This is a genomic window from Pseudomonas sp. SJZ078 (genome assembly GCF_007828255.1).
GTDB lineage: Bacteria > Pseudomonadota > Gammaproteobacteria > Pseudomonadales > Pseudomonadaceae > Aquipseudomonas.
The window spans coordinates 13,681-32,131 of sequence record NZ_VIUG01000021.1 but is presented as its reverse complement, the minus strand read 5'-3'; the positions used below and the strand labels follow the sequence as shown (position 1 = coordinate 32,131).

The 18,451-nt window shown below is 58.0% G+C and carries 16 protein-coding genes; 6 read left to right on the top strand and 10 right to left on the bottom strand.

Features of this window, described 5'->3' with window-relative positions; genetic code table 11:
* Positions 1 to 48: 48 nt before the first annotated feature.
* Complete coding sequence (locus FBY02_RS18470; protein WP_144929675.1) at positions 49 to 1,248, bottom strand: XylR family transcriptional regulator; 1,200 nt, start codon at positions 1,246 to 1,248, stop codon at positions 49 to 51.
* A 154-nt stretch (positions 1,249 to 1,402) separates the two neighbouring features.
* Here FBY02_RS18470 and xylA point away from each other — a divergent pair, with 154 nt between their 5' ends.
* From xylA to FBY02_RS18445, 5 genes are all read left to right on the top strand, one after another.
* The gene (gene xylA / locus FBY02_RS18465; RefSeq protein ID WP_144929674.1) at positions 1,403 to 2,719 is read left to right on the top strand and encodes a xylose isomerase; all 1,317 of its coding nucleotides are present in this window, start codon (positions 1,403 to 1,405) and stop codon (positions 2,717 to 2,719) included.
* 147 nt (positions 2,720 to 2,866) lie between these two features.
* Positions 2,867 to 3,868, top strand: a complete 1,002-nt coding sequence (gene xylF / locus FBY02_RS18460) for a D-xylose ABC transporter substrate-binding protein (RefSeq protein ID WP_144929673.1) — start codon at positions 2,867 to 2,869, stop codon at positions 3,866 to 3,868.
* 165 nt (positions 3,869 to 4,033) lie between these two features.
* Positions 4,034 to 5,590 (top strand): D-xylose ABC transporter ATP-binding protein, encoded by a 1,557-nt coding sequence (gene xylG, locus FBY02_RS18455; protein ID WP_144929672.1) that lies wholly within the window; start codon positions 4,034 to 4,036, stop codon positions 5,588 to 5,590.
* Positions 5,591 to 6,727 (top strand): sugar ABC transporter permease, encoded by a 1,137-nt coding sequence (locus tag FBY02_RS18450; RefSeq protein ID WP_041021525.1) that lies wholly within the window; start codon positions 5,591 to 5,593, stop codon positions 6,725 to 6,727. It abuts the gene before it with no gap.
* 212 nt (positions 6,728 to 6,939) lie between these two features.
* The gene (locus FBY02_RS18445; protein ID WP_144929671.1) at positions 6,940 to 9,312 is read left to right on the top strand and encodes a bifunctional diguanylate cyclase/phosphodiesterase; all 2,373 of its coding nucleotides are present in this window, start codon (positions 6,940 to 6,942) and stop codon (positions 9,310 to 9,312) included.
* Between the two features lie 4 nt (positions 9,313 to 9,316).
* Here the strand turns inward: FBY02_RS18445 and FBY02_RS18440 are convergent, their stop codons facing one another.
* From FBY02_RS18440 to FBY02_RS18430, 3 genes are all read right to left on the bottom strand, one after another.
* Positions 9,317 to 9,754, bottom strand: coding sequence for a phosphate ABC transporter substrate-binding protein (locus FBY02_RS18440; protein WP_178111973.1), 438 nt, complete (start codon positions 9,752 to 9,754; stop codon positions 9,317 to 9,319).
* Positions 9,755 to 9,765: 11 nt separating this feature from the next.
* Positions 9,766 to 11,004: a porin gene (locus tag FBY02_RS18435; protein ID WP_144929670.1), complete on the bottom strand. Its 1,239-nt coding sequence runs from the start codon at positions 11,002 to 11,004 to the stop codon at positions 9,766 to 9,768.
* Positions 11,005 to 11,170: 166 nt separating this feature from the next.
* On the bottom strand, positions 11,171 to 13,060 hold the full coding sequence (locus FBY02_RS18430) for an ATP-binding protein (RefSeq protein ID WP_144929669.1): 1,890 nt from the start codon (positions 13,058 to 13,060) through the stop codon (positions 11,171 to 11,173).
* A 546-nt stretch (positions 13,061 to 13,606) separates the two neighbouring features.
* Between FBY02_RS18430 and FBY02_RS18425 the strand changes: the two genes are divergently transcribed.
* Positions 13,607 to 13,879, top strand: a complete 273-nt coding sequence (locus tag FBY02_RS18425; RefSeq protein ID WP_144929668.1) for a hypothetical protein — start codon at positions 13,607 to 13,609, stop codon at positions 13,877 to 13,879.
* A gap of 48 nt (positions 13,880 to 13,927) precedes the next feature.
* Here FBY02_RS18425 and FBY02_RS18420 read toward each other — a convergent pair whose 3' ends face one another.
* The 6 genes from FBY02_RS18420 to FBY02_RS18395 form a co-directional block, all read right to left on the bottom strand.
* Positions 13,928 to 14,185, bottom strand: coding sequence for a BrnA antitoxin family protein (locus FBY02_RS18420; protein ID WP_144929667.1), 258 nt, complete (start codon positions 14,183 to 14,185; stop codon positions 13,928 to 13,930).
* Positions 14,163 to 14,441 (bottom strand): BrnT family toxin, encoded by a 279-nt coding sequence (locus tag FBY02_RS18415; RefSeq protein ID WP_144929666.1) that lies wholly within the window; start codon positions 14,439 to 14,441, stop codon positions 14,163 to 14,165. Before FBY02_RS18415 ends, FBY02_RS18420 begins: the two co-directional genes overlap by 23 nt.
* A gap of 760 nt (positions 14,442 to 15,201) precedes the next feature.
* The gene (locus tag FBY02_RS18410; RefSeq protein WP_144929665.1) at positions 15,202 to 16,215 is read right to left on the bottom strand and encodes an IS110 family transposase; all 1,014 of its coding nucleotides are present in this window, start codon (positions 16,213 to 16,215) and stop codon (positions 15,202 to 15,204) included.
* 117 nt (positions 16,216 to 16,332) lie between these two features.
* Positions 16,333 to 16,887, bottom strand: coding sequence for a hypothetical protein (locus FBY02_RS18405; RefSeq protein WP_144929664.1), 555 nt, complete (start codon positions 16,885 to 16,887; stop codon positions 16,333 to 16,335).
* Between the two features lie 273 nt (positions 16,888 to 17,160).
* Positions 17,161 to 17,610: a hypothetical protein gene (locus FBY02_RS18400; protein WP_178115373.1), complete on the bottom strand. Its 450-nt coding sequence runs from the start codon at positions 17,608 to 17,610 to the stop codon at positions 17,161 to 17,163.
* Between the two features lie 140 nt (positions 17,611 to 17,750).
* The gene (locus FBY02_RS18395; RefSeq protein WP_144929663.1) at positions 17,751 to 18,140 is read right to left on the bottom strand and encodes a hypothetical protein; all 390 of its coding nucleotides are present in this window, start codon (positions 18,138 to 18,140) and stop codon (positions 17,751 to 17,753) included.
* Positions 18,141 to 18,451: the final 311 nt, after the last annotated feature.

The following is an 18,451-nucleotide window of genomic DNA, read 5'->3' as shown; positions in this document are numbered from 1 at the left end:
CTCCAGTTGTGTTTTTTCACAACCGGAATTTTTCGGCAATGGTGAAGGTCAAGGAGCGCTCTCTGGAAAATGGTCGCGCTCCTCCTGCTGATACTGCCTGGGTGTGCAGCCAAACTCCCGACGAAATACTGTGTGCAGATATTGCGCCGACTTGAACCCACAATTGCGGGCAATGTCAGCGATCGACAAATCCGTCCTCTCCAACCCACTGGCAGCCGCGGCCAACCTGAACCGCAAGATCTCGTCATGCACGCTGCACCCTCGCTCCTTGCGAAAATGCGCTTCCAGCGATGACCGCGACACCCCCACGTACCCCGCCACCTGCGCGGTCTTGATGCCCTGGCAAGCGTATTGGCGAATGAACAGCAGCGCCTGCATGACATAGGGGTTACCCAACGGTTGATGCAGGCTCGAGGCCTGCACGTTGATCGCGTCCGGTGGTATCAATATCTGCGTGCCCGTGGACGGCATACCGTGCAGCATCTGGTGGAGCAGGCGCGCGGCGGTGCGGCCCATGGTTTCAGTGCCCTGGATCACTGAACTCAGGGGCACCCGGGTCAGGCTGCGGGTCAGAGGGTCGTTGTCGATACCGATCAGCGCGACTTGCTCCGGCACGGCAATGCCGGCGGTCAGGCAGGCTTGCAGCAGTTGGCGGGCGCGGGCATCGCTGACGGCGATGATGCCGATGGGCTTGGGCAGGCTCTGCAGCCAGGCGATCTGCTGTTCGACGGCACTGTCCCAAAGCGGCGCGCTGGTGCCCATACCGCGATAGACCTCGGCCGGCAGGCCATCGCGTTGCACCAGCGAACGGAAGGCTTTTTCCCGCTCCTGAGCCCAGCGATTGGCCTGGGCTTCGGGCAGGCTGAAGCAGGCGAAACGTGTGAGGCCGGCTTCGATCAAATGCTCGTAGGCCAGCTTAATCAGCGCGAAATTATCGGTGGCGACATAGGGAATGCCCCTGGGATAGGCGCGCTCATCCTGGTAGGAACCGCCCACCGCCACCACCGGCAAGCGGATTCCGGCCAACGCCTCGCCGATCAGCGGGTCGTCGAAGTCGGCGATGATCCCGTCGCCCTGCCAGCGTTCGATTCCCTTCAACCGGCACAGGAAATCCTCCTCGAGAAAGAGGTCCCAGGACGCACGGGTGCTGCTCAGGTAGTTGCCGATGCCGCTGATGATGCCGCGGTCGTAGATCTTGCTGCCGTTGAACAACAGCGCAATACGGTGCACGGGGGGGACGGTTTTCATGGTTTTTCACCCTGGGCCGGTGAACACAGACTAGGCGTGCGAAGCTCCAAGCTCAATACAAAATCGAACGACTCCTTGGTGATTTTCATAATCATCACCCCCAGGGCCAGCGTTAGTATCGAGACACCGCCAAGAATAAAAAAGGATATCGCCCATGCCGTACTTCCCCGGTGTCGACAAGATTCGCTACGAAGGCCCCACCAGCGATTCGCCCCTCGCCTTCCGTCACTATGACGCCGACAAGCTCGTCCTCGGCAAACCCATGCGCGAGCACCTGCGGATGGCGGTGTGCTACTGGCACACGTTCGTCTGGCCGGGGTCCGACGTGTTCGGCGCCGGCACCTTCCAGCGCCCCTGGCAACACGCCGGGGACCCGATGGAACTGGCCATCGGCAAGGCCGAAGCCGCCTTCGAGTTCTTCTCCAAACTGGGCGTCGACTACTACTGCTTCCACGACACCGATGTCGCCCCGGAAGGCAGCTCGCTGAAGGAATACCGTAACCACTTCGCGCTGATGGTCGACCACCTGGAGCGCCACCAGGAACAGACCGGGATCAAGCTGCTGTGGGGCACCGCCAACTGCTTCAGTAACCCGCGCTTTGCCGCCGGCGCCGCCACCAACCCGGACCCGGAAGTCTTCGCTTGCGCCGCCGCCCAGGTGTTCAGTGCCATGAATGCCACCCTGCGCCTCAAGGGCGCCAACTACGTCTTGTGGGGTGGTCGTGAGGGTTACGAAACCCTGCTCAATACCGACCTGAAACGCGAGCGCGAGCAACTGGGCCGCTTCATGGGCATGGTGGTCGAGCACAAGCACAAGATCGGTTTCAAGGGCGACCTGCTGATCGAGCCCAAGCCCCAGGAGCCAACCAAACACCAATACGATTACGACAGTGCCACGGTCTTCGGCTTCCTGCAGCAATTCGGCCTTGAGAACGAGATCAAGGTCAACATCGAGGCCAACCACGCGACCCTGGCCGGGCACAGTTTCCATCACGAAATCGCCACCGCCACCTCGCTGGGAATCTTCGGCAGCATCGACGCCAACCGTGGCGATCCGCAGAACGGCTGGGACACCGACCAGTTCCCCAACAGCGTCGAAGAGATGACCCTCGCCACCTACGAGATCCTCAAGGCCGGCGGGTTCAAGAATGGCGGGTTCAACTTCGACGCCAAGGTCCGTCGCCAGAGCGTGGACGAGCTCGACCTGTTTCACGGCCATGTCGCGGCGATGGACGTCCTGGCACTGGCCCTGGAGCGCGCAGCCGCCATGGTGCAGAACGACCGGCTCCAGCACTTCAAGGATCAACGCTACGCCGGCTGGCAACAACCGTTCGGCCAGGCGGTGCTGGCGGGCAAGTTCAGCCTCGCCTCGCTGGCCGAGCATGCCTTCGTCAACGAGCTCAATCCTCAGGCAGTCAGCGGCCGGCAGGAGATGCTCGAAAGCGTCGTCAACCGGTTCATCTATCCCTGACCCCGTAGAAATCGCTGGCGCAGCGAGGCTGTTACATTCTCACGACAAATCTCTGCCCGCAGCGCCACGCGACTCTCTACAGTTCTACCGGCATCACGCTCATCGTCAGGCAGTGTCTTTCAAACAAAAATAAAAGGACGCACCACAATGAAAAACCTAAAACGCACGTTACTCGCCAGCGCCCTGGCCCTGCTGTCGCTTCCGGTCATGGCCGATGCGGCGCACCCGAAGATCGGTTTCTCCATCGACGACCTGCGCCTGGAACGCTGGTCCCGGGACCGCGACTACTTCGTTGCGGCGGCGGAAAAAATGGACGCCAAGGTCTTCGTGCAATCAGCCGATGCCAACGAGCAGAAGCAGATTTCGCAGATCGAGAACCTTATCTCCCGCGGCGTCGATGTGATCGTCATCGTTCCATTCAACGCCACCGTGCTGACCAACGCCGTCGCCGAAGCCAAGAAGGCCGGGATCAAGGTGGTGTCCTACGACCGGCTGATTCTGAACGCCGATATCGACGCCTACATTTCCTTCGATAACGAAAAGGTCGGCGAAATGCAGGCCAGCGGCGTGCTGAAAGCCGCGCCCAAGGGCAACTATTTCCTGCTCGGCGGTGCTCCCACCGACAACAACGCCAAGGTCCTGCGCGAAGGCCAGATGAAGGTGCTGCAACCGGCCATCGACAAAGGCGATATCAAGATCGTCGGCCAACAGTGGGTGAAGGAATGGAACCCCACCGAAGCCTTGAGCATTGTTGAAAACGCCCTGACGCGGAACAACAACAAGATCGACGGCATCGTCGCCTCCAACGACGCTACCGCAGGCGGCGCCATCCAGGCCCTGGCCGCGCAGAAAATGGCCGGCAAGGTGCCGATCTCGGGCCAGGACGCCGACCTGGCAGCGGTCAAGCGGGTGATCGACGGCACCCAGACCATGACCGTCTACAAGCCTCTGAAGCTGATCGCCTCCGAAGCTGCCAAACTCTCGGTGCAACTGGCGCGCAATGAGAAGCCGTCCTTCAGTTCGCAGTACGACAACGGCAGCAAGAAAGTCGACACCATCCTGCTCACCCCGACCCCGTTGACCAAGGACAACATCGACCTGCTGGAAAAGGATGGGTTCTACACCAAGGCGCAGATCGCCGGGCAGTGACAGGACGCAGTGATATTTAACCTGTGGGAGCGGGCTTGCTCGCGAAGGCGGTGAAACAGTCAGCATTGATGGTGCAGACACACCGCTTTCGCGAGCAAGCCCGCTCCCACAGGACTGCGCCAGACTGACTCTGCGGCTATAAGCCCTTTCCTTCGAGCCTTCGCCATGTCCGACTACCTGCTGCAAATGAACGGCATCGTCAAAACCTTCGACGGTGTCAAAGCCCTGAATGGCATCGACATCAAGGTCCGGCCAGGGGAATGCGTTGGCCTGTGCGGCGAGAACGGCGCCGGCAAATCCACCTTGATGAAAGTCCTTTCGGCGGTCTACCCCTATGGTACCTGGGACGGTGAAATCCTCTGGGACGGCCAGCCGCTCAGGGCGCAGTCCATCAGCGAAACCGAAGCCGCCGGAATCGTCATCATTCACCAGGAGCTGACCCTCGTCCCCGATCTTTCGGTGGCCGAGAACATCTTCATGGGTCATGAGCTGACCCTGCCCGGCGGGCGCATGAACTACCCGGCGATGATCCACCGCGCCGAAGCCCTGATGCGTGAGCTCAAGGTACCGGACATGAACGTCTCGCTCCCGGTGTCGCAGTATGGCGGTGGCTACCAGCAACTGGTGGAGATCGCCAAAGCGCTGAACAAACAGGCGCGCCTGCTGATCCTCGACGAACCTTCATCGGCCCTGACCCGCTCGGAAATCGAGGTGCTGCTGGATATCATCCGTGACCTCAAGGCCAAGGGGGTTGCCTGCGTCTACATCTCTCACAAGCTCGATGAAGTGGCGGCGGTGTGCGACACCATTTCGGTGATCCGCGACGGCAAACACATTGCGACCACCGCCATGGCCGACATGGACATCCCACAGATCATCACCCAGATGGTCGGACGGGAAATGAGCAACCTTTACCCCACCGAACCCCATGACATCGGTGAGGTGATTTTCGAGGCGCGCCACATCACGTGCTACGACGTCGATAATCCCCGGCGCAAACGGGTCGACGATATTTCGTTCAGCCTCAAGCGCGGGGAAATCCTCGGCATCGCCGGGCTGGTCGGTGCCGGTCGCACGGAACTGGTGTCGGCGCTGTTCGGTGCCTACCCTGGACGCCATGAAGGCGAGGTGTGGCTGGATGGCCAGGCGATCGACACCCGTACCCCCCTCAAATCGATCCGCGCCGGCCTGTGCATGGTCCCCGAGGACCGCAAGCGCCAAGGGATCATTCCGGACCTGGGGGTGGGCCAGAACATTACCCTCGCGGTGCTGGAGAACTTCTCGAAGCTGACCCGCATCGACGCCGAAGCCGAACTGGGCAGCATCGACCGGGAAATCTCGCGCATGCACCTCAAGACGGCGAGTCCATTCCTGCCGATCACCAGCCTCTCCGGCGGCAACCAGCAAAAAGCCGTGCTGGCGAAGATGCTCCTGACCCAGCCCCGTGTGCTGATTCTCGATGAACCGACCCGCGGCGTGGACGTCGGCGCCAAGTACGAGATCTACAAGTTGATGGGCGCGCTGGCGGCCCAGGGCGTGTCGATCATCATGGTTTCCTCGGAACTCGCCGAAGTGCTGGGGGTTTCCGACCGCGTGCTGGTGATCGGCGAAGGTCAGTTGCGCGGGAACTTCATCAACCACGAACTCACCCAGGAACAAGTGCTCGCTGCCGCGCTCAGCCACCCCGATGGCCATAACAATAATGATCGGAAGTCCGCGTAGATGAATCAGGTCAAACAACTCTTCACCCGCTACAAAATGCTCGCGCTGGTGATCGCCGTAGCGATCATCTGGCTGTTCTTCAGCTGGCAGACCGACGGCGGTTTCCTGACCCCGCGCAACCTGTCCAACCTGCTGCGGCAGATGTCCATCACCGGCATCCTCGCCTGCGGCATGGTGCTGGTGATCATCAGCGGGGAAATCGATCTGTCGGTGGGCTCATTGCTCGGATTGCTGGGCGGTCTGGCGGCGATCCTCGACGTGGTCTATCACATACCATTGCTGGCCAACCTCAGCCTGGTGGCCCTGTGCGGCTTGGTCATCGGCCTGGCCAATGGCTTCATGACCGCCTACCTGCGCATCCCTTCGTTCATCGTGGGGCTGGGCGGCATGCTGGCGTTTCGCGGGATCCTGCTGGGCATTACCGGCGGCACCACCATTGCCCCGGTCTCACCGGAGCTGGTCTACGTTGGCCAGGGTTACTTGCCGCAAACCGTGGGTGTGGCGCTGGGCGTACTGCTGTTCGCCCTTACTGTTTTCCTGACCTGGAAACAGCGTCGCAACCGCGCCCTCCATGGCCTGGCGGCACATTCCCTGGTGCGTGACGTGTTGCGCGTGGTGGCGATTGGCGCGGTGCTGGCGGGGTTCGTCCATACGCTCAACAGCTACGACGGCATTCCGGTTCCAGTACTGCTCCTGCTGATTCTGTTGGGGGTATTCAGCTACGTCACCAGTCAGACCGTGTTCGGACGCCGTGTCTATTCAGTGGGCAGCAACATGGAGGCCACGCGGCTGTCCGGCATCAACGTGCAGGCCGTGAAACTGTGGATCTTCGGCATCATGGGCGTGATGTGCGCCCTCGCCGGCCTGGTCAACACCGCACGCCTGGCAGCCGGCTCACCCTCGGCCGGCAACATGGGCGAACTCGACGCCATCGCCGCCTGCTTCATCGGTGGCACCTCCATGCGCGGCGGCTCCGGCACCGTCTACGGCGCCCTCCTCGGCGCGCTGGTCATCACCAGCCTGGACAACGGCATGTCGATGCTCGACGTCGACAGCTACTGGCAGATGATCGTCAAGGGCAGCATCCTGGTGCTGGCGGTGTGGGTGGATGTGAGTACGCGGGTTGGGCGGCGTTGATGGGGCATGGCGGCATTGATAACTCTTGAGTCCCCTGGCGAGCAATGCTGTCACTTAAGGCTTGCTTGATTCATTGTGGCGAGGGGATTTAGCGAAACGTCGCACCGCCCCGCTGTTTCGTGCGGGGCAAGGAGAATATCTGGTCTATAGTTTCCCTTCAGGCAACTGATATTTTTCGCAGGGACGCGCAGGTGTCATTCAGGGAGCACATCATGTCGATCCAACGGACAAGTGGACTGAGACTGGCTCCCGGTATCACGGCATCCGAAGACTCCACGTCCAAGGCACCGAGCCATGTCTTCCGAGATCGGCTCGGCCACCTCAGGGAAGCCTATATCCTGCTTCCGCTACTGTCCGCCCTGCTCTTGCTTACCCTCTGGTCCGCCACCCTCTACCTCATCAAGGTCGAACAGACCCGTGCCCAGCGCAACGCAGCAACGGTCAGCCAGGAAATCGGCGCCACGTATGAAGCGCAGATACTGCGTGCGGTGCGTGAAATCGACCAGACCCTCAAGCTCGTCAAATACGCCTACGAGGCCGAGGGCGAGCGCAACCCGCTGCCGCGGCTCAAGGAGCGGGCGCTGTTGCCGCCAGCCCTGTTGTTCGATGTCAGTGTGGTCAACGCCGATGCCAAGCCGATCGCCAGCACCCGGGCGAACGAGACGGGACCTGCCAGCGACCCGGATGAGCTGCGGACATTGCGTAACAACGATACGCTGCTGATCAGCCGCCCCTGGAAGGATCCCCTGACCGGGGAATGGCGCTTGCGCTTCAGTCGTCGTCTCAATGCGCCGGATGGCGTGTTCTCGGGTGTCGTCAGGGTCGACGTGGATGCCGCGTATTTCACCAGCAGTTACGACGCGGCGAAACTCGGTGAGCGAGGTGTGCTCGGGCTGCTGGGGACCGACAGCGTCTTTCGGGTATGGCGCACCGGAGAATCGATCCGGGCCGGCGATACGGTCGATTATGAGGCGTTGGTGCCGGATACCGAAGACATCCAGACATCGTTGCTGACCAACAGCTGGGACGGAGTGCGGCGCTACACCAGTGCCCGGCAACTCTATGACCTGCCCCTGGCGGTGATCGTCGGCTTATCCGAAGAAGAACAGCTGGTTGCCGTGAACCGACAAGCCCAGACCCATCTGCGGCGGGCAGCGGGTGCCAGCCTGTTGCTGGTGCTGCTCGCCGGCCTGTTGAGTCGAATGAGCTGGCAGCTTGCGCAAAGCCGGCTGCAGGCCGCCGAAGCCAAGGTGGCCTATGCCGAGCGCGTCGAATACCTTGCCTATCACGACGCCCTCACGGCGTTGCCCAATCGTAGCCTGTTCAGCAAGCTGTTGATTCAGCACATCCACGAAGCCCATCGTTATCAGCGACAAATGGCCGTGCTGTTCCTCGACCTGGACCGTTTCAAACAAATCAACGACACCCTCGGCCACGATGCCGGCGACCAGTTGCTGCAAGAAGTCGCGAACCGCCTCAAGGGTTGCCTGCGCGAAAGCGATATCGTTGCCCGATTGGGCGGCGACGAGTTTGTGGTGTTGCTGCCGCAACTGTCCGATGAAAAGTATGCGGCGGCCACCGCGCAGAAAATCCTTTCCGCCATTGCCCGGCCCTTCAATCTTCGAGGGAAAGAGTTCCGGGTCACCGCCAGCATCGGGATCAGTCTCTTTGCCCGGGATGGCCAGGACGAACAAACCCTGAAGAAAAACGCCGATATCGCGATGTACCAGGCCAAGCAACAGGGAAAAAACACCTTCCAGTTCTATTCTGAAAAATTGAACGCGGAATCATTGGAACGGCAGACGCTGGAACTCGGCCTGCGCCATGCGCTTGAACGGAACGAGTTCCGGTTGCATTACCAAGCCAAGCGGGATATTCGCAGCGGCCAGATCACCGGCATGGAAGCTCTCCTGCGCTGGGAGCATCCTGACCTGGGGCTGGTGGCCCCCATGCAGTTCATTCCGGTGGCCGAAGAAACCGGCCTGATCGTCCCTATTGGCAAGTGGGTGCTCAGGACGGTCTGCGAGCAAAACGTGGCCTGGCAACAACAGGGCCTGCCACACCTGTGCATCGCCGTGAACCTGACAGCCCGTCAGTTTGTCGATGAACATCTTTTGGGCGACCTTGCGACGATACTGGCAGACACCGGCATGGACGCCCGCCTGTTGGAGCTGGAGATCACCGAAAGCCTGCTCATGCAGGACGTCAGGAAGACCCTGCAGGTGCTGACCGGTCTCAAGGAGTTGGATATCCGGATCGCCATCGATGACTTCGGTATTGGTTACTCCTCCCTCTCGGCACTCAAGCAGTTCCCACTCGATTCGATCAAGATCGACCGCTCGTTCATCCGCGACGTCACCAGCCAGGCAGAAGACAGAGCCTTGACCGAAGCCATCATCACCATGGGCAGGAGCCTCAGCCTGACCGTGGTTGCCCAGGGCGTGGAAACCAGAGAGCAAGCCGAGTTCCTGCGGGACAATGCCTGCGACGAATTCCAGGGGTTCTACTTCAACAAGCCGGTACCTGCCGATCAGTTCAAGCTGTTGCTGCAAGCGCAGACGGTGCGTACCAACACGGACGTATAGCCGCTCATTGCGGATCGGACGGCACTACCCTGACGCTGTCATCCACTTCGCGCGCATCGATATAGCCGATGGCAGCGGGATTGCCGGCGACATGCTTCTTCACTTCCGCGCTGTTCGAAACCGTCTCCGGGGGCTGGCCCCGGCCGGTAAATATGATTTTTGACCAGTGCGTCTTGAGTTGCGCGGCAGATTTGCCGGTATATGTGGTGTAGAACTCATCGCGGGCAGCAGAGCCCTCAGGCTGGTCGATTGGAATGGCCTGACCGCCCTCGGGAAAACGACTGGTCTTGCCCAGGAAAATATTCGCCACCTGATTGCTCGCCAACGTTCTCACCGGGCTGGCCGTCGAGACGACCACCACCACGTCAGCCATTACAAGCGTGCTGGCCGCATACAAGACCATTACCGTCACGGTACATCCCGTGCCCTTGAGAAACCGCATGATCGGCCTCATCAGAAAACAAAATCGACAGCGAGGCTGAGCACGCTGAACGAGCCACCCGGCTCGAAACCCGGCTGGAAGTTGGTCAACGGCCCCGTCGTGATGCCATCCATCCGGGTGTGGTCGTACTGCAATTTGGCGTCCATGTTTTTCGTGAAATCCCAGCGGACACCCAGCGACAGGGTTTGCTGGCGGCTGCCGGCGCCCAGGATGGCATTGAGCGTTCCGTTGAGCTCCCCCGCGGCATCGGCCAGGCCCGGCGGCAACGTCGAGGTGTCCAACCCTTCGCTGGACGTGTCGCTCAGGGTCTTTGACCGCGCATACGTGATGTAAGGCGTGAACGCCTCGATCCGGTATCCACCACTGACATACCAGGCACTCACCTCACCAAATACCGCATGGCTGTCGAAATGCCCCCACTCGCCCAGGACGAACCAGTCGCCGGGATCATAGATGGCCCCGACGCCGACGAAATTGAAGTCCTTGCCCTTGGTGTCGTAGCGGTCGGCGATGTCGTTGCCTTCCTCGCCGAACTGCCGGAAACCCTCGAAGAGCGGATTGAACGGCTCGTAAGTCAAGCGCGTGTGCTGATAGGTAATGCGGGTGGTCAAGGCGCCGTATTCGGTCAGGTTGGAAACACCCCATGAGCCCTTGGCCCGGGTCTCGCCCGTATCGTTGGGCATCCGGACCGTGCTCTGCCCGACGTTGCCTTGCACGGTATTGATGATATCGCCCATGTGCAGCCGGTAGCTGAGGTCCATGCCATCGGTCGCCGTGACCGGAATCATGCTGTAGACCTCCCCCGGCGGGCGCACCCAGGGAAGCGTGTAGCCGACTTTGCGGCTATCGGAGAACAGGAAGGCCGGTTGCACCGTGCGGCCGATACGCAGGCTGAAATCGGGTGTGACCTGATACTTGAAGTTCGCCCATTCGACGTAGGGACGGTAGCTGTTGTCGTAACGCTGCTCAGAGATCACCTGCACCACCGCCGAGAGTTCCGGGGTGAAACGTGCCGTCACTTGCGCACCGATCAGGCTGTCGACATCGGCACTCCAATTGCGCGCGTGTCCGGCGCCGTTGGGCTTGTAGATGCTGGAGGTGAAGTCGGCCTTCTTCTCGCTGGAATGAACCACACCAACCGTGCCGAAGCTGCTCACGGAAAACGTCGGTCCGTCGGTATCGACGGCGTTGGCCGTGCACGCATAAAGCGACACTACGGCCAGGGCCAGCGGATTGAGTCGAGGCGCCATGGAGTCAGTGCAGCCTCGACAGGAGAACCCACCTATCCAGGCAGGCCGTGGTACTGGGATCTTGTTCGAGATTGCCTGAAGGAGTTGCCACCATTCGTTCCAATCCTTATGACGTCGGTTCAATACCATGAGCGAATTGTAGACGACAAAAATCCCCGTGCCCGGATCATGCAAGGGCCGCCTGGCTCAAGCCCTTGATGGGCAGCTCCAGGGTGAACGTAGCCCCCTGCCCCGGCCCGTCGCTTTGGGCCCTTAGCACACCGCCCATTTCCATCGCTGCCAGGACACAGCTGTGCAAACCGAAACCATGGCCCTCTTTACGCGTGGTGAAACCATGGGCAAAAATTCGCGTCAGGTTCTCCTCGGCGATCCCTTCGCCATTGTCGATCACCTGGATGATCAGCTTCTGCTCCGCCGTCAGCTCGGCATGGAGGGTAATCAGCGGCGGCCGATCCGACATGTCGACCATCGCACCGCTGGCATTCTTGATCAGGTTGACCATGATCATCAGCACTCGATGCTTGTCCAGCTGCACGGGGGGCATTGCGGAAAACTCCTTCGCCACCGTGACCCGACGGGCCTTGATAATGCCCGCGTTCATGCGCAACGCGTCCTCCAGCAGGTGCTCGACCTGCACGCTCTCACAGAGACTGGACACGCCCGAGTACGACTGCTGGGCTGCGACGACCTCCTTGATATGATCGATGCTCTTGGCCAACTGTTCGAGCTCGTCGGACATACTTTTCTGTTCCGCAGCCAACGCCTCCGTCACCTGATTCAGATACCCCGGGAGCAACTTGCCTTTCTCGTCTTCAGAGAGAAACTGGCCCAGGTCCGCGGCATGCTGGTTCATCAGCTGCATCGCTTTGCTTAGCCCCAAGGCTTTGCTGGTGCGTAGCTTCTGCGTCAGGACCTCGGCGGAAACATTCACGCTGTTGAGCACGTTCCCCACGTTATGCAGGACGTTGGTGGCGATCTCGGCCATGCCGGCCTGACGGGCGACAGCCACCAATTGGGTCTGGGCTTCGGCGGTGCGCAAACGGCTTTGTGCCAGCTGCCAGCTCGTTCGGCTCAACAAAACAACCAGCAACACCAACAACAAGCTGCCTCCTGCGGCCCGCCACTGATAGATGTGGGCCAGCTCGGTGACGGCGGCCAGTTGCTCCTCCTCGGATAACCCGACGATCACCGCCAGGGGCAGGTCATAGAGCTGGCGGACACTGGTGTAGCGCCGCACCCCGTCCCAACTGTTGGTCAACAGCTGCGCCTGGGTGTCCTCGCTGTCCGGGACCAGCGCCCCATAATCGACCGCATCGCCGGCCTGGATCGACTCCCCGGTACGCCATACCCGGAAGACCCCATCGGTGCCCAGCAGCCCGAGCATACCCCGCTCCCCCAGTTTCGAGGTGTCATAGCTGCTGGCGAAATAGGCCGCATCGACCTCGACCCTGGCAACACCCGAAAACGATCCATCCGGCGCATCGAGACGACGACTGAAACGCAGTCGCCACTCATCCGTCGAAGGGTCTTTCCAGGGGGGGCTGATCAGCAGCGCATCGTTGTTGCGCAGCGTTCGCAGTTCCTCCGGGTCGCTGACCGCCCCCGTTTCGTTGGCCCGGGTGCTGGCTACAAGCTTTGCATCGGCGCTGACCACACTCACATCAAACAACAGGGCCGGCGGCAACAAAGCCCGCTCCTTAAGGCGGGGCAATGGATTGCGCTTGCCCTCGGCCTCGTAGGTGTATTTGACGAGCTTGAGGGTCTGGTCGATTTCGTGAACCGCGCGCAACATCTGCGCTTCGTAGGTCGCGCTGATTTCCTGGCTGACCGTGGCGGCGTTGTACCGGGCACGCGCCAACTCACTGTTGATGAGGTAGAACGTCGTCATCCAGATCGCCAGCAATAGCAGGACGGCGAGTAACGGAAACAGGACGTAGGCTTCCTTGACATGAGCCAGCCCCCGTCGAAGCCCACGCCCCACGCCCCCCGACGCGGTGTCCGTCGACGGGTTGATACCGGTGACCAACCTCAATCCATGGGGCCGTTGAAACTGCATGCTGTGCTCCCTGCGTTGTATCAGCACTTCAGATTAGCGGGCACCCCCGCCGGGTTTTGGCCTCAAGGAGATGCCAGGAACCGCTTGCGGCGTCCGTGCGCGGCAGATTGCCGATGGGTTCGCTGGAAACTATAGATCACAAACCGCGCGGGCGAGCCCGAAGCTGCTGGAATACCGCTATCGCGAGCAGGGGCTCGCTCCCACCCTGATCTCGGGCTGATCACAGCATCGGCTACGACGCCAATCCCTGTGGGAGCGAGCCTGCTCGCGATGGCGGCAGCACATTCAACACCCATGCAAGACCGCTGATCCCCCTGTGGCGAGCTAGCTCGCTCCCGCTCGGCTGCGCAGCAGTCGTGTGCTTTGCCGAGGCCTACACAACATCAACTAACATCACCGGCAAGCAGGCCAAATTCCTACGTGAAGGTGGGAAAGTGGTGGCTTGTAGTGCTTTGGCGGGGAGGTCTATATTTTTCTCGTCGCCCAAGTGCGGCCAGGTTTGGCGACCTGCACTACAGAGAGTCATCCATTCACTGAGGCTCTTATATGACCAGATACATGCCCATCACCGGCGTCGACTGCACGCCGGCAACCCTGCTCATCGACACCGAAGCACCGCTCGATGTCCTCTTCGAAACTGCCGACTACCGTATTCGTAGCGTGACCCAGGTGTTGGAGAATATTGCGTTTCGCTCGGAAATCAGCTCGGATACGGTGGTGCTTTCTGATTTTTGCAGAATGCTGACGATTGCGTTGCGCGATGGTTGTGATGTGATGGATGTGATTGGGAGGCGGTTGCGGGCGCAAGTGGCGGAATGATGAAAGCGGGCGACTCAGGGAGTCGCCCGCTTCATGGCGCTAAGTTGTTCAGTTACGATGACTTTGCTGGGCCTGCATGTATTGGCGCAAAAGCTGATTGATACGCGTCTGGTAGCCCACACCCTGCCCCTTGAACCACTCCAATACGTCAGCATCGAGGCGGATAGTCACAGCCTTCTTGACCGGCACACGCAACTCGGCGCGGCGAAAGAAATCCTCATCCAGCTCAGGAATATCGCTGGTATCGACGTCCTGGTCGTCCATCTTGGCCAGGCGCTCCCAGTCAGTCTTCGATGCTTTCGACATAATATTTGGCCTCCTTTTTGGTGGCTTTTCGGGCGGAGATGATGCGAACCACATCTCCCTGCTGCTCTGTGTAAACGATCACGCCAATCAACGATTTGATCCACCCAATGCTGATCCAGCGTTCTTCGCCGTAGCCCACCCGGTCATCGCGCAAGGTCAGCAGCGGGTGGTTGAAGACATCCAGCACATCGTTGAAATCGATACCGTGCTTGCGGATGTTGGCCTCGTTCTTGGCTTCGTCCCATTCAAACCCCATGGGACATCCTGTATTTACCTATGTACATACAATACCCTTCTCGGCATGAATGTGCAGCCCTTGATAATCGGTCATAACCGTCGGCTGCCAGCTAAAAAATGGAGATGCTGGAAGCAGCAAGTCTCAGGACCCCTTTTCCCCGATCCTATTGTCGGAACTGGTTACCTGAAATCAGACGTATCCTGTACAAAAGTACGAAAATTCCCCTGTGGACCTGGAAACCTTCTAGACGAAAAGGGCCCCTGCTAAAAAGCATGAGCACATGCAAGCTGACCCACCGCTATCGCGGGCAGGCTGAACTGGCCTAATGATTTTGGACACTTCAATAAGAAAAAAAGAGGAGAAAAAGGGGACACCCATTAGCCGGTCTCAAGTCAAGGCTAAAAGCCAACTCGCCCTGCAGCTTTTAACTGCTGGGTTCCCCCTTGCCCCAACCTGCCTGGTTGAACCCGTCGTACCCGTTTTCTCATCAATGGCTACGACCGAGTCGTGCCTGACACCCATATGGATCAAGCGGTAGCGATAAAACTTGCACCGCCCTGGCAGTAAACTGCCCCAGAGAAACGTTGGTGCCGCCAATGTGTCCAAAACGTGTCACAGAACTGTGGCTCGTGCGCAATACGCACGTCCAGTCTCGGTTGACTCTCTTGGCAGACGACCCGGTTACAACACACTCAGGCGGTGATGATCGGACGCCACTCAGATTTCGTGGTTCATGCCCAGTCCCTTTTTGGTTGGCCGATCATCACCCCACTCGCCTTCAGGCGAAACAGCGTTTGGCGTCGAAAGGCTGTTTCTCCTTCAGGATGTGGTAACTCGCACGCGCCAGCTTGTGAGCCAGTGCTTTGGTCGCCACCACACCATTTGTCTTGGCTTTCTTTTTCTCGAAAAATCGTTTGGCATCTTCGCTGAATCGCCGGGCAAAATTGGCCGCTTCGATGAAGCTCCAAATCAGGTAAGCGTTGCCGTTTTTAGCGTTGCCTTCACCTTTCTTTTTACCGTTGGAGTAATGGGCACTCTCCACACACCGAGCATAGGAAGCAAAGTTACCTACCTGCGCAAAGCGTCCGATATCACCCGTTTCCAGCATGATCACCGTCGCGAGCACTTCACCTACCCCCGGCATCGTTTTCAGCAAGGAATACTCAGGTCGTAATTTGACCTGTTGAAGCAATCGACTCTCCAAGCTGGCGATCTGGACCTCAAGCGCCTGGATAACGGCAACATTGGCCTTCATCGCCAAGGCTACATCCGTTGACAGGCCCAGCCTGTCAACGGATGTAGCCGAAAAGCCCTTGACCTCATTACAGCTAAAACTATGCCCAAACTGGCGCGCCGCAATGTTTTCAACGGCCAGGATGTGCTGGGTTCTTGTACGTACCAACTGAATTCGCTTACGCGCCAAATCTCGTAGCGCTCGTTCGTGCGGTGGATGAATATAGCCCGTCGGCAGAATCCCTAGGCGCAGCAAATGCGCGAGGAATGCCGCATCATCTTTATCGTCCGAATGCTTCAAACCGTCATAGCGTTTCATTGCTACCGGGTTCGCCAATTTGACGTCCAAACCCACAACCATAAGGCCGTCAACTAGCCAATACCAGTTGTACGTTGACTCAACCACCACGCCAACCAACTCGTCACGGTGTGGTTCGAGGAGTGAGAGAATCGGCTTAAGCTCATTGGGACAGCGTCGGCTAACCAGGACTCTGTCCGCTTCGTCGGTTACCACCACAACGCTGTTGTTCGAATGCAGATCTATGCCACAGAATTTCATCACGGCCTCCTCAGCAAAAGTCTAAGTTCGCACCTTGAATTTTGCGCCACCTCTGTGAGGTGGGGAGGCCGGCCAGATGATTCTCAGATTTGCCTGTCCCTGTTTTCCCTGTTTCGATTACCTAGGAACAACGACAGGAATGATCATCGGCGAAGGCGGCGCGGGTGGGTTGATCATGCCTTGGCTTTCCACCACCGGCATGCCTTTGCGCTTGATGCTTTCGAACAGACTTTCCGTGGCCGCTCCATCGACATACCCCCCTTCGTCAATGGATGCACTGAGCGCCAACTGACGGCGCTCCTCGGTCAGTTGGAGCTGCTTGGTCCGCACGAAGGTATATAACGAAACTTCTTTCAGCGCCGTTAGATCTACATGGGCGATTTCGACGTATTTCATCGCCTTGGCGTCCCATCCCTGCATATAAAGCCCCTTGGAGGTCAGCGCATAGGTGCAGAAATAATAGGTGCCCGTATTCGAGCCTGGGGTTGAAACAACCAAGGAACAACGACCGTGCTGGAGAATGGGATCGGTCAGCTCTGGATAATCTTTGACAAGTTGCGAAGGGAACTGGGCGCGATCATAGTAGATCGTCGCCTTGTCGTAGGATGTGGTATTGCAGGCGGAGAGGAGCATTGCTGTTGATAGGAGGAGATAGGAGCAGAAATGACGCATTGGTTTTCCTTAGGCTATTAATTTAGAACGGATGGTTGGCTAGAGCGGAGATGGCTTCCTTCGTGTGTGCGCCGTTCTACAAGGCAACTAGAGAAATGGGAAGCTCTTAGGATCAGGTTCAACATTCAACAGTGAGTTTTTTTCATAAAGGCTTCCCAGCACAGTATCAGTAGTCACATAAAGTAAGGCAAACCACACTCAGTGAAAAGTCGAAAAATTCTGACCACTTCAACAATCCAACCTCTTGATTTCATGCAGAAAAACTGGAGAGCCTCAGAGACCACCCACATCCCCCAAGGGAATCTTGATACACTTTATATCATTATCAAAGCATTTAGCCGGAATCCTGTACAAAACCTCCTTAATACCTAATGGCAACTCAGAGCTCTTTCTCCCTTTCTTAGGAAGCGCTATTAACTTATAGCCAAAATCACAAATATCGTAACTAAACAATCCTTTCCGAGCCATTATGGCAAACGATTGCACGTATCGATCACGCTGAGCTTCAGTGTTAAAAACCGGAACATTTTCCTCAACCACTTCATACTCACAGCTATCACTTAACGAATAAAAATAATCATAAGCCATTTCGTAATTAGAAATCGACTCCCTGATCATCTCAGGAACAACGCCTCTCCCCCCGGTTGCAAAATGCGCAAGTAACCCATCATTAAAAACTGCAAACCAATCTAAGTCATTCAATTCTAAAAAATCATCATTCATTCCCACTTACTCGTCTCGGGATCGATTTGAAAACGTGGCCTGTCCGTTTCTTGCCGAGTAAGTACCCTCGCCACCCTAAGTATCTTATCCGCTGAAATTTTTCGCCCTCAACATTCCGTCTACTCCAACGTGTTGACTACTTAGCTTTTCGAACCTTGCCACAATTCATTTAAAACAATTACCATCCTAGAGTAAATCAACAAATGCACCTCAAAAACCAAGACCTCCTCCGAAAAACAAATCTCTAACGGAATTGAAACATTCACGCTTCGGGTCGCCGATGCCTTTGAAAATACCGCAGCGGAGAGATGACTAGTGATTTTGGAAATATCACCATAAAGCACATCGACTTTCTTTTGCTTAAGCTCGACAGCCAAGCCTTTTTCAAAAAGTCTCAATGCTCCGCCAACCAAATCAATCTCATATACTCCCTGCCCGAGTCCGGGATCACTACACAAGGGTATATAGCATCCATAACCAGACGCATTGAGACTTTCCAGATATTTTCTCGCGGCTTTTTGATAACTCATTTTTTAGCCCTTTGACAAAAACTCTAAGCCCTCCCTTGGTAGCAGGAAAACTAAAAGATCTCTCGCCTACTTTCCCCGCCCCTAATGCTGCGCCCTTCTCTGAAGCATAATAGCCTTTCCTGCATCCTTGAGATCGAGTGTATTCTAGGAGCTTTTTTAGCGGTCCCAATAACTGGCTGCCCCAACCAAACCATAGCCAACAAAACCTTTCGATGTACCAACAGCAAAGCCTTCAAATATAACCTTACCGGCATTCATCGCCACTTTCGGAGAGTACGTAGTGCCGACCCCGCTAGCAGCGTCAAATGAAA

Excerpts from the sequence above, each read along its gene's own strand:
- FBY02_RS18470 (WP_144929675.1), bottom strand. The coding sequence starts at position 1,248 with ATGAAAACCGTCCCCCCCGTGCACCGTATTGCGCTGTTGTTCAACGGC.
- xylA (WP_144929674.1), top strand. The coding sequence starts at position 1,403 with ATGCCGTACTTCCCCGGTGTCGACAAGATTCGCTACGAAGGCCCCACC.
- xylF (WP_144929673.1), top strand. The coding sequence starts at position 2,867 with ATGAAAAACCTAAAACGCACGTTACTCGCCAGCGCCCTGGCCCTGCTG.
- xylG (WP_144929672.1), top strand. The coding sequence starts at position 4,034 with ATGTCCGACTACCTGCTGCAAATGAACGGCATCGTCAAAACCTTCGAC.
- FBY02_RS18450 (WP_041021525.1), top strand. The coding sequence starts at position 5,591 with ATGAATCAGGTCAAACAACTCTTCACCCGCTACAAAATGCTCGCGCTG.
- FBY02_RS18445 (WP_144929671.1), top strand. The coding sequence starts at position 6,940 with ATGTCGATCCAACGGACAAGTGGACTGAGACTGGCTCCCGGTATCACG.
- FBY02_RS18440 (WP_178111973.1), bottom strand. The coding sequence starts at position 9,754 with ATGCGGTTTCTCAAGGGCACGGGATGTACCGTGACGGTAATGGTCTTG.
- FBY02_RS18435 (WP_144929670.1), bottom strand. The coding sequence starts at position 11,004 with ATGGCGCCTCGACTCAATCCGCTGGCCCTGGCCGTAGTGTCGCTTTAT.
- FBY02_RS18430 (WP_144929669.1), bottom strand. The coding sequence starts at position 13,060 with ATGCAGTTTCAACGGCCCCATGGATTGAGGTTGGTCACCGGTATCAAC.
- FBY02_RS18425 (WP_144929668.1), top strand. The coding sequence starts at position 13,607 with ATGACCAGATACATGCCCATCACCGGCGTCGACTGCACGCCGGCAACC.
- FBY02_RS18420 (WP_144929667.1), bottom strand. The coding sequence starts at position 14,185 with ATGTCGAAAGCATCGAAGACTGACTGGGAGCGCCTGGCCAAGATGGAC.
- FBY02_RS18415 (WP_144929666.1), bottom strand. The coding sequence starts at position 14,441 with ATGGGGTTTGAATGGGACGAAGCCAAGAACGAGGCCAACATCCGCAAG.
- FBY02_RS18410 (WP_144929665.1), bottom strand. The coding sequence starts at position 16,215 with ATGAAATTCTGTGGCATAGATCTGCATTCGAACAACAGCGTTGTGGTG.
- FBY02_RS18405 (WP_144929664.1), bottom strand. The coding sequence starts at position 16,887 with ATGCGTCATTTCTGCTCCTATCTCCTCCTATCAACAGCAATGCTCCTC.
- FBY02_RS18400 (WP_178115373.1), bottom strand. The coding sequence starts at position 17,610 with ATGAATGATGATTTTTTAGAATTGAATGACTTAGATTGGTTTGCAGTT.
- FBY02_RS18395 (WP_144929663.1), bottom strand. The coding sequence starts at position 18,140 with ATGAGTTATCAAAAAGCCGCGAGAAAATATCTGGAAAGTCTCAATGCG.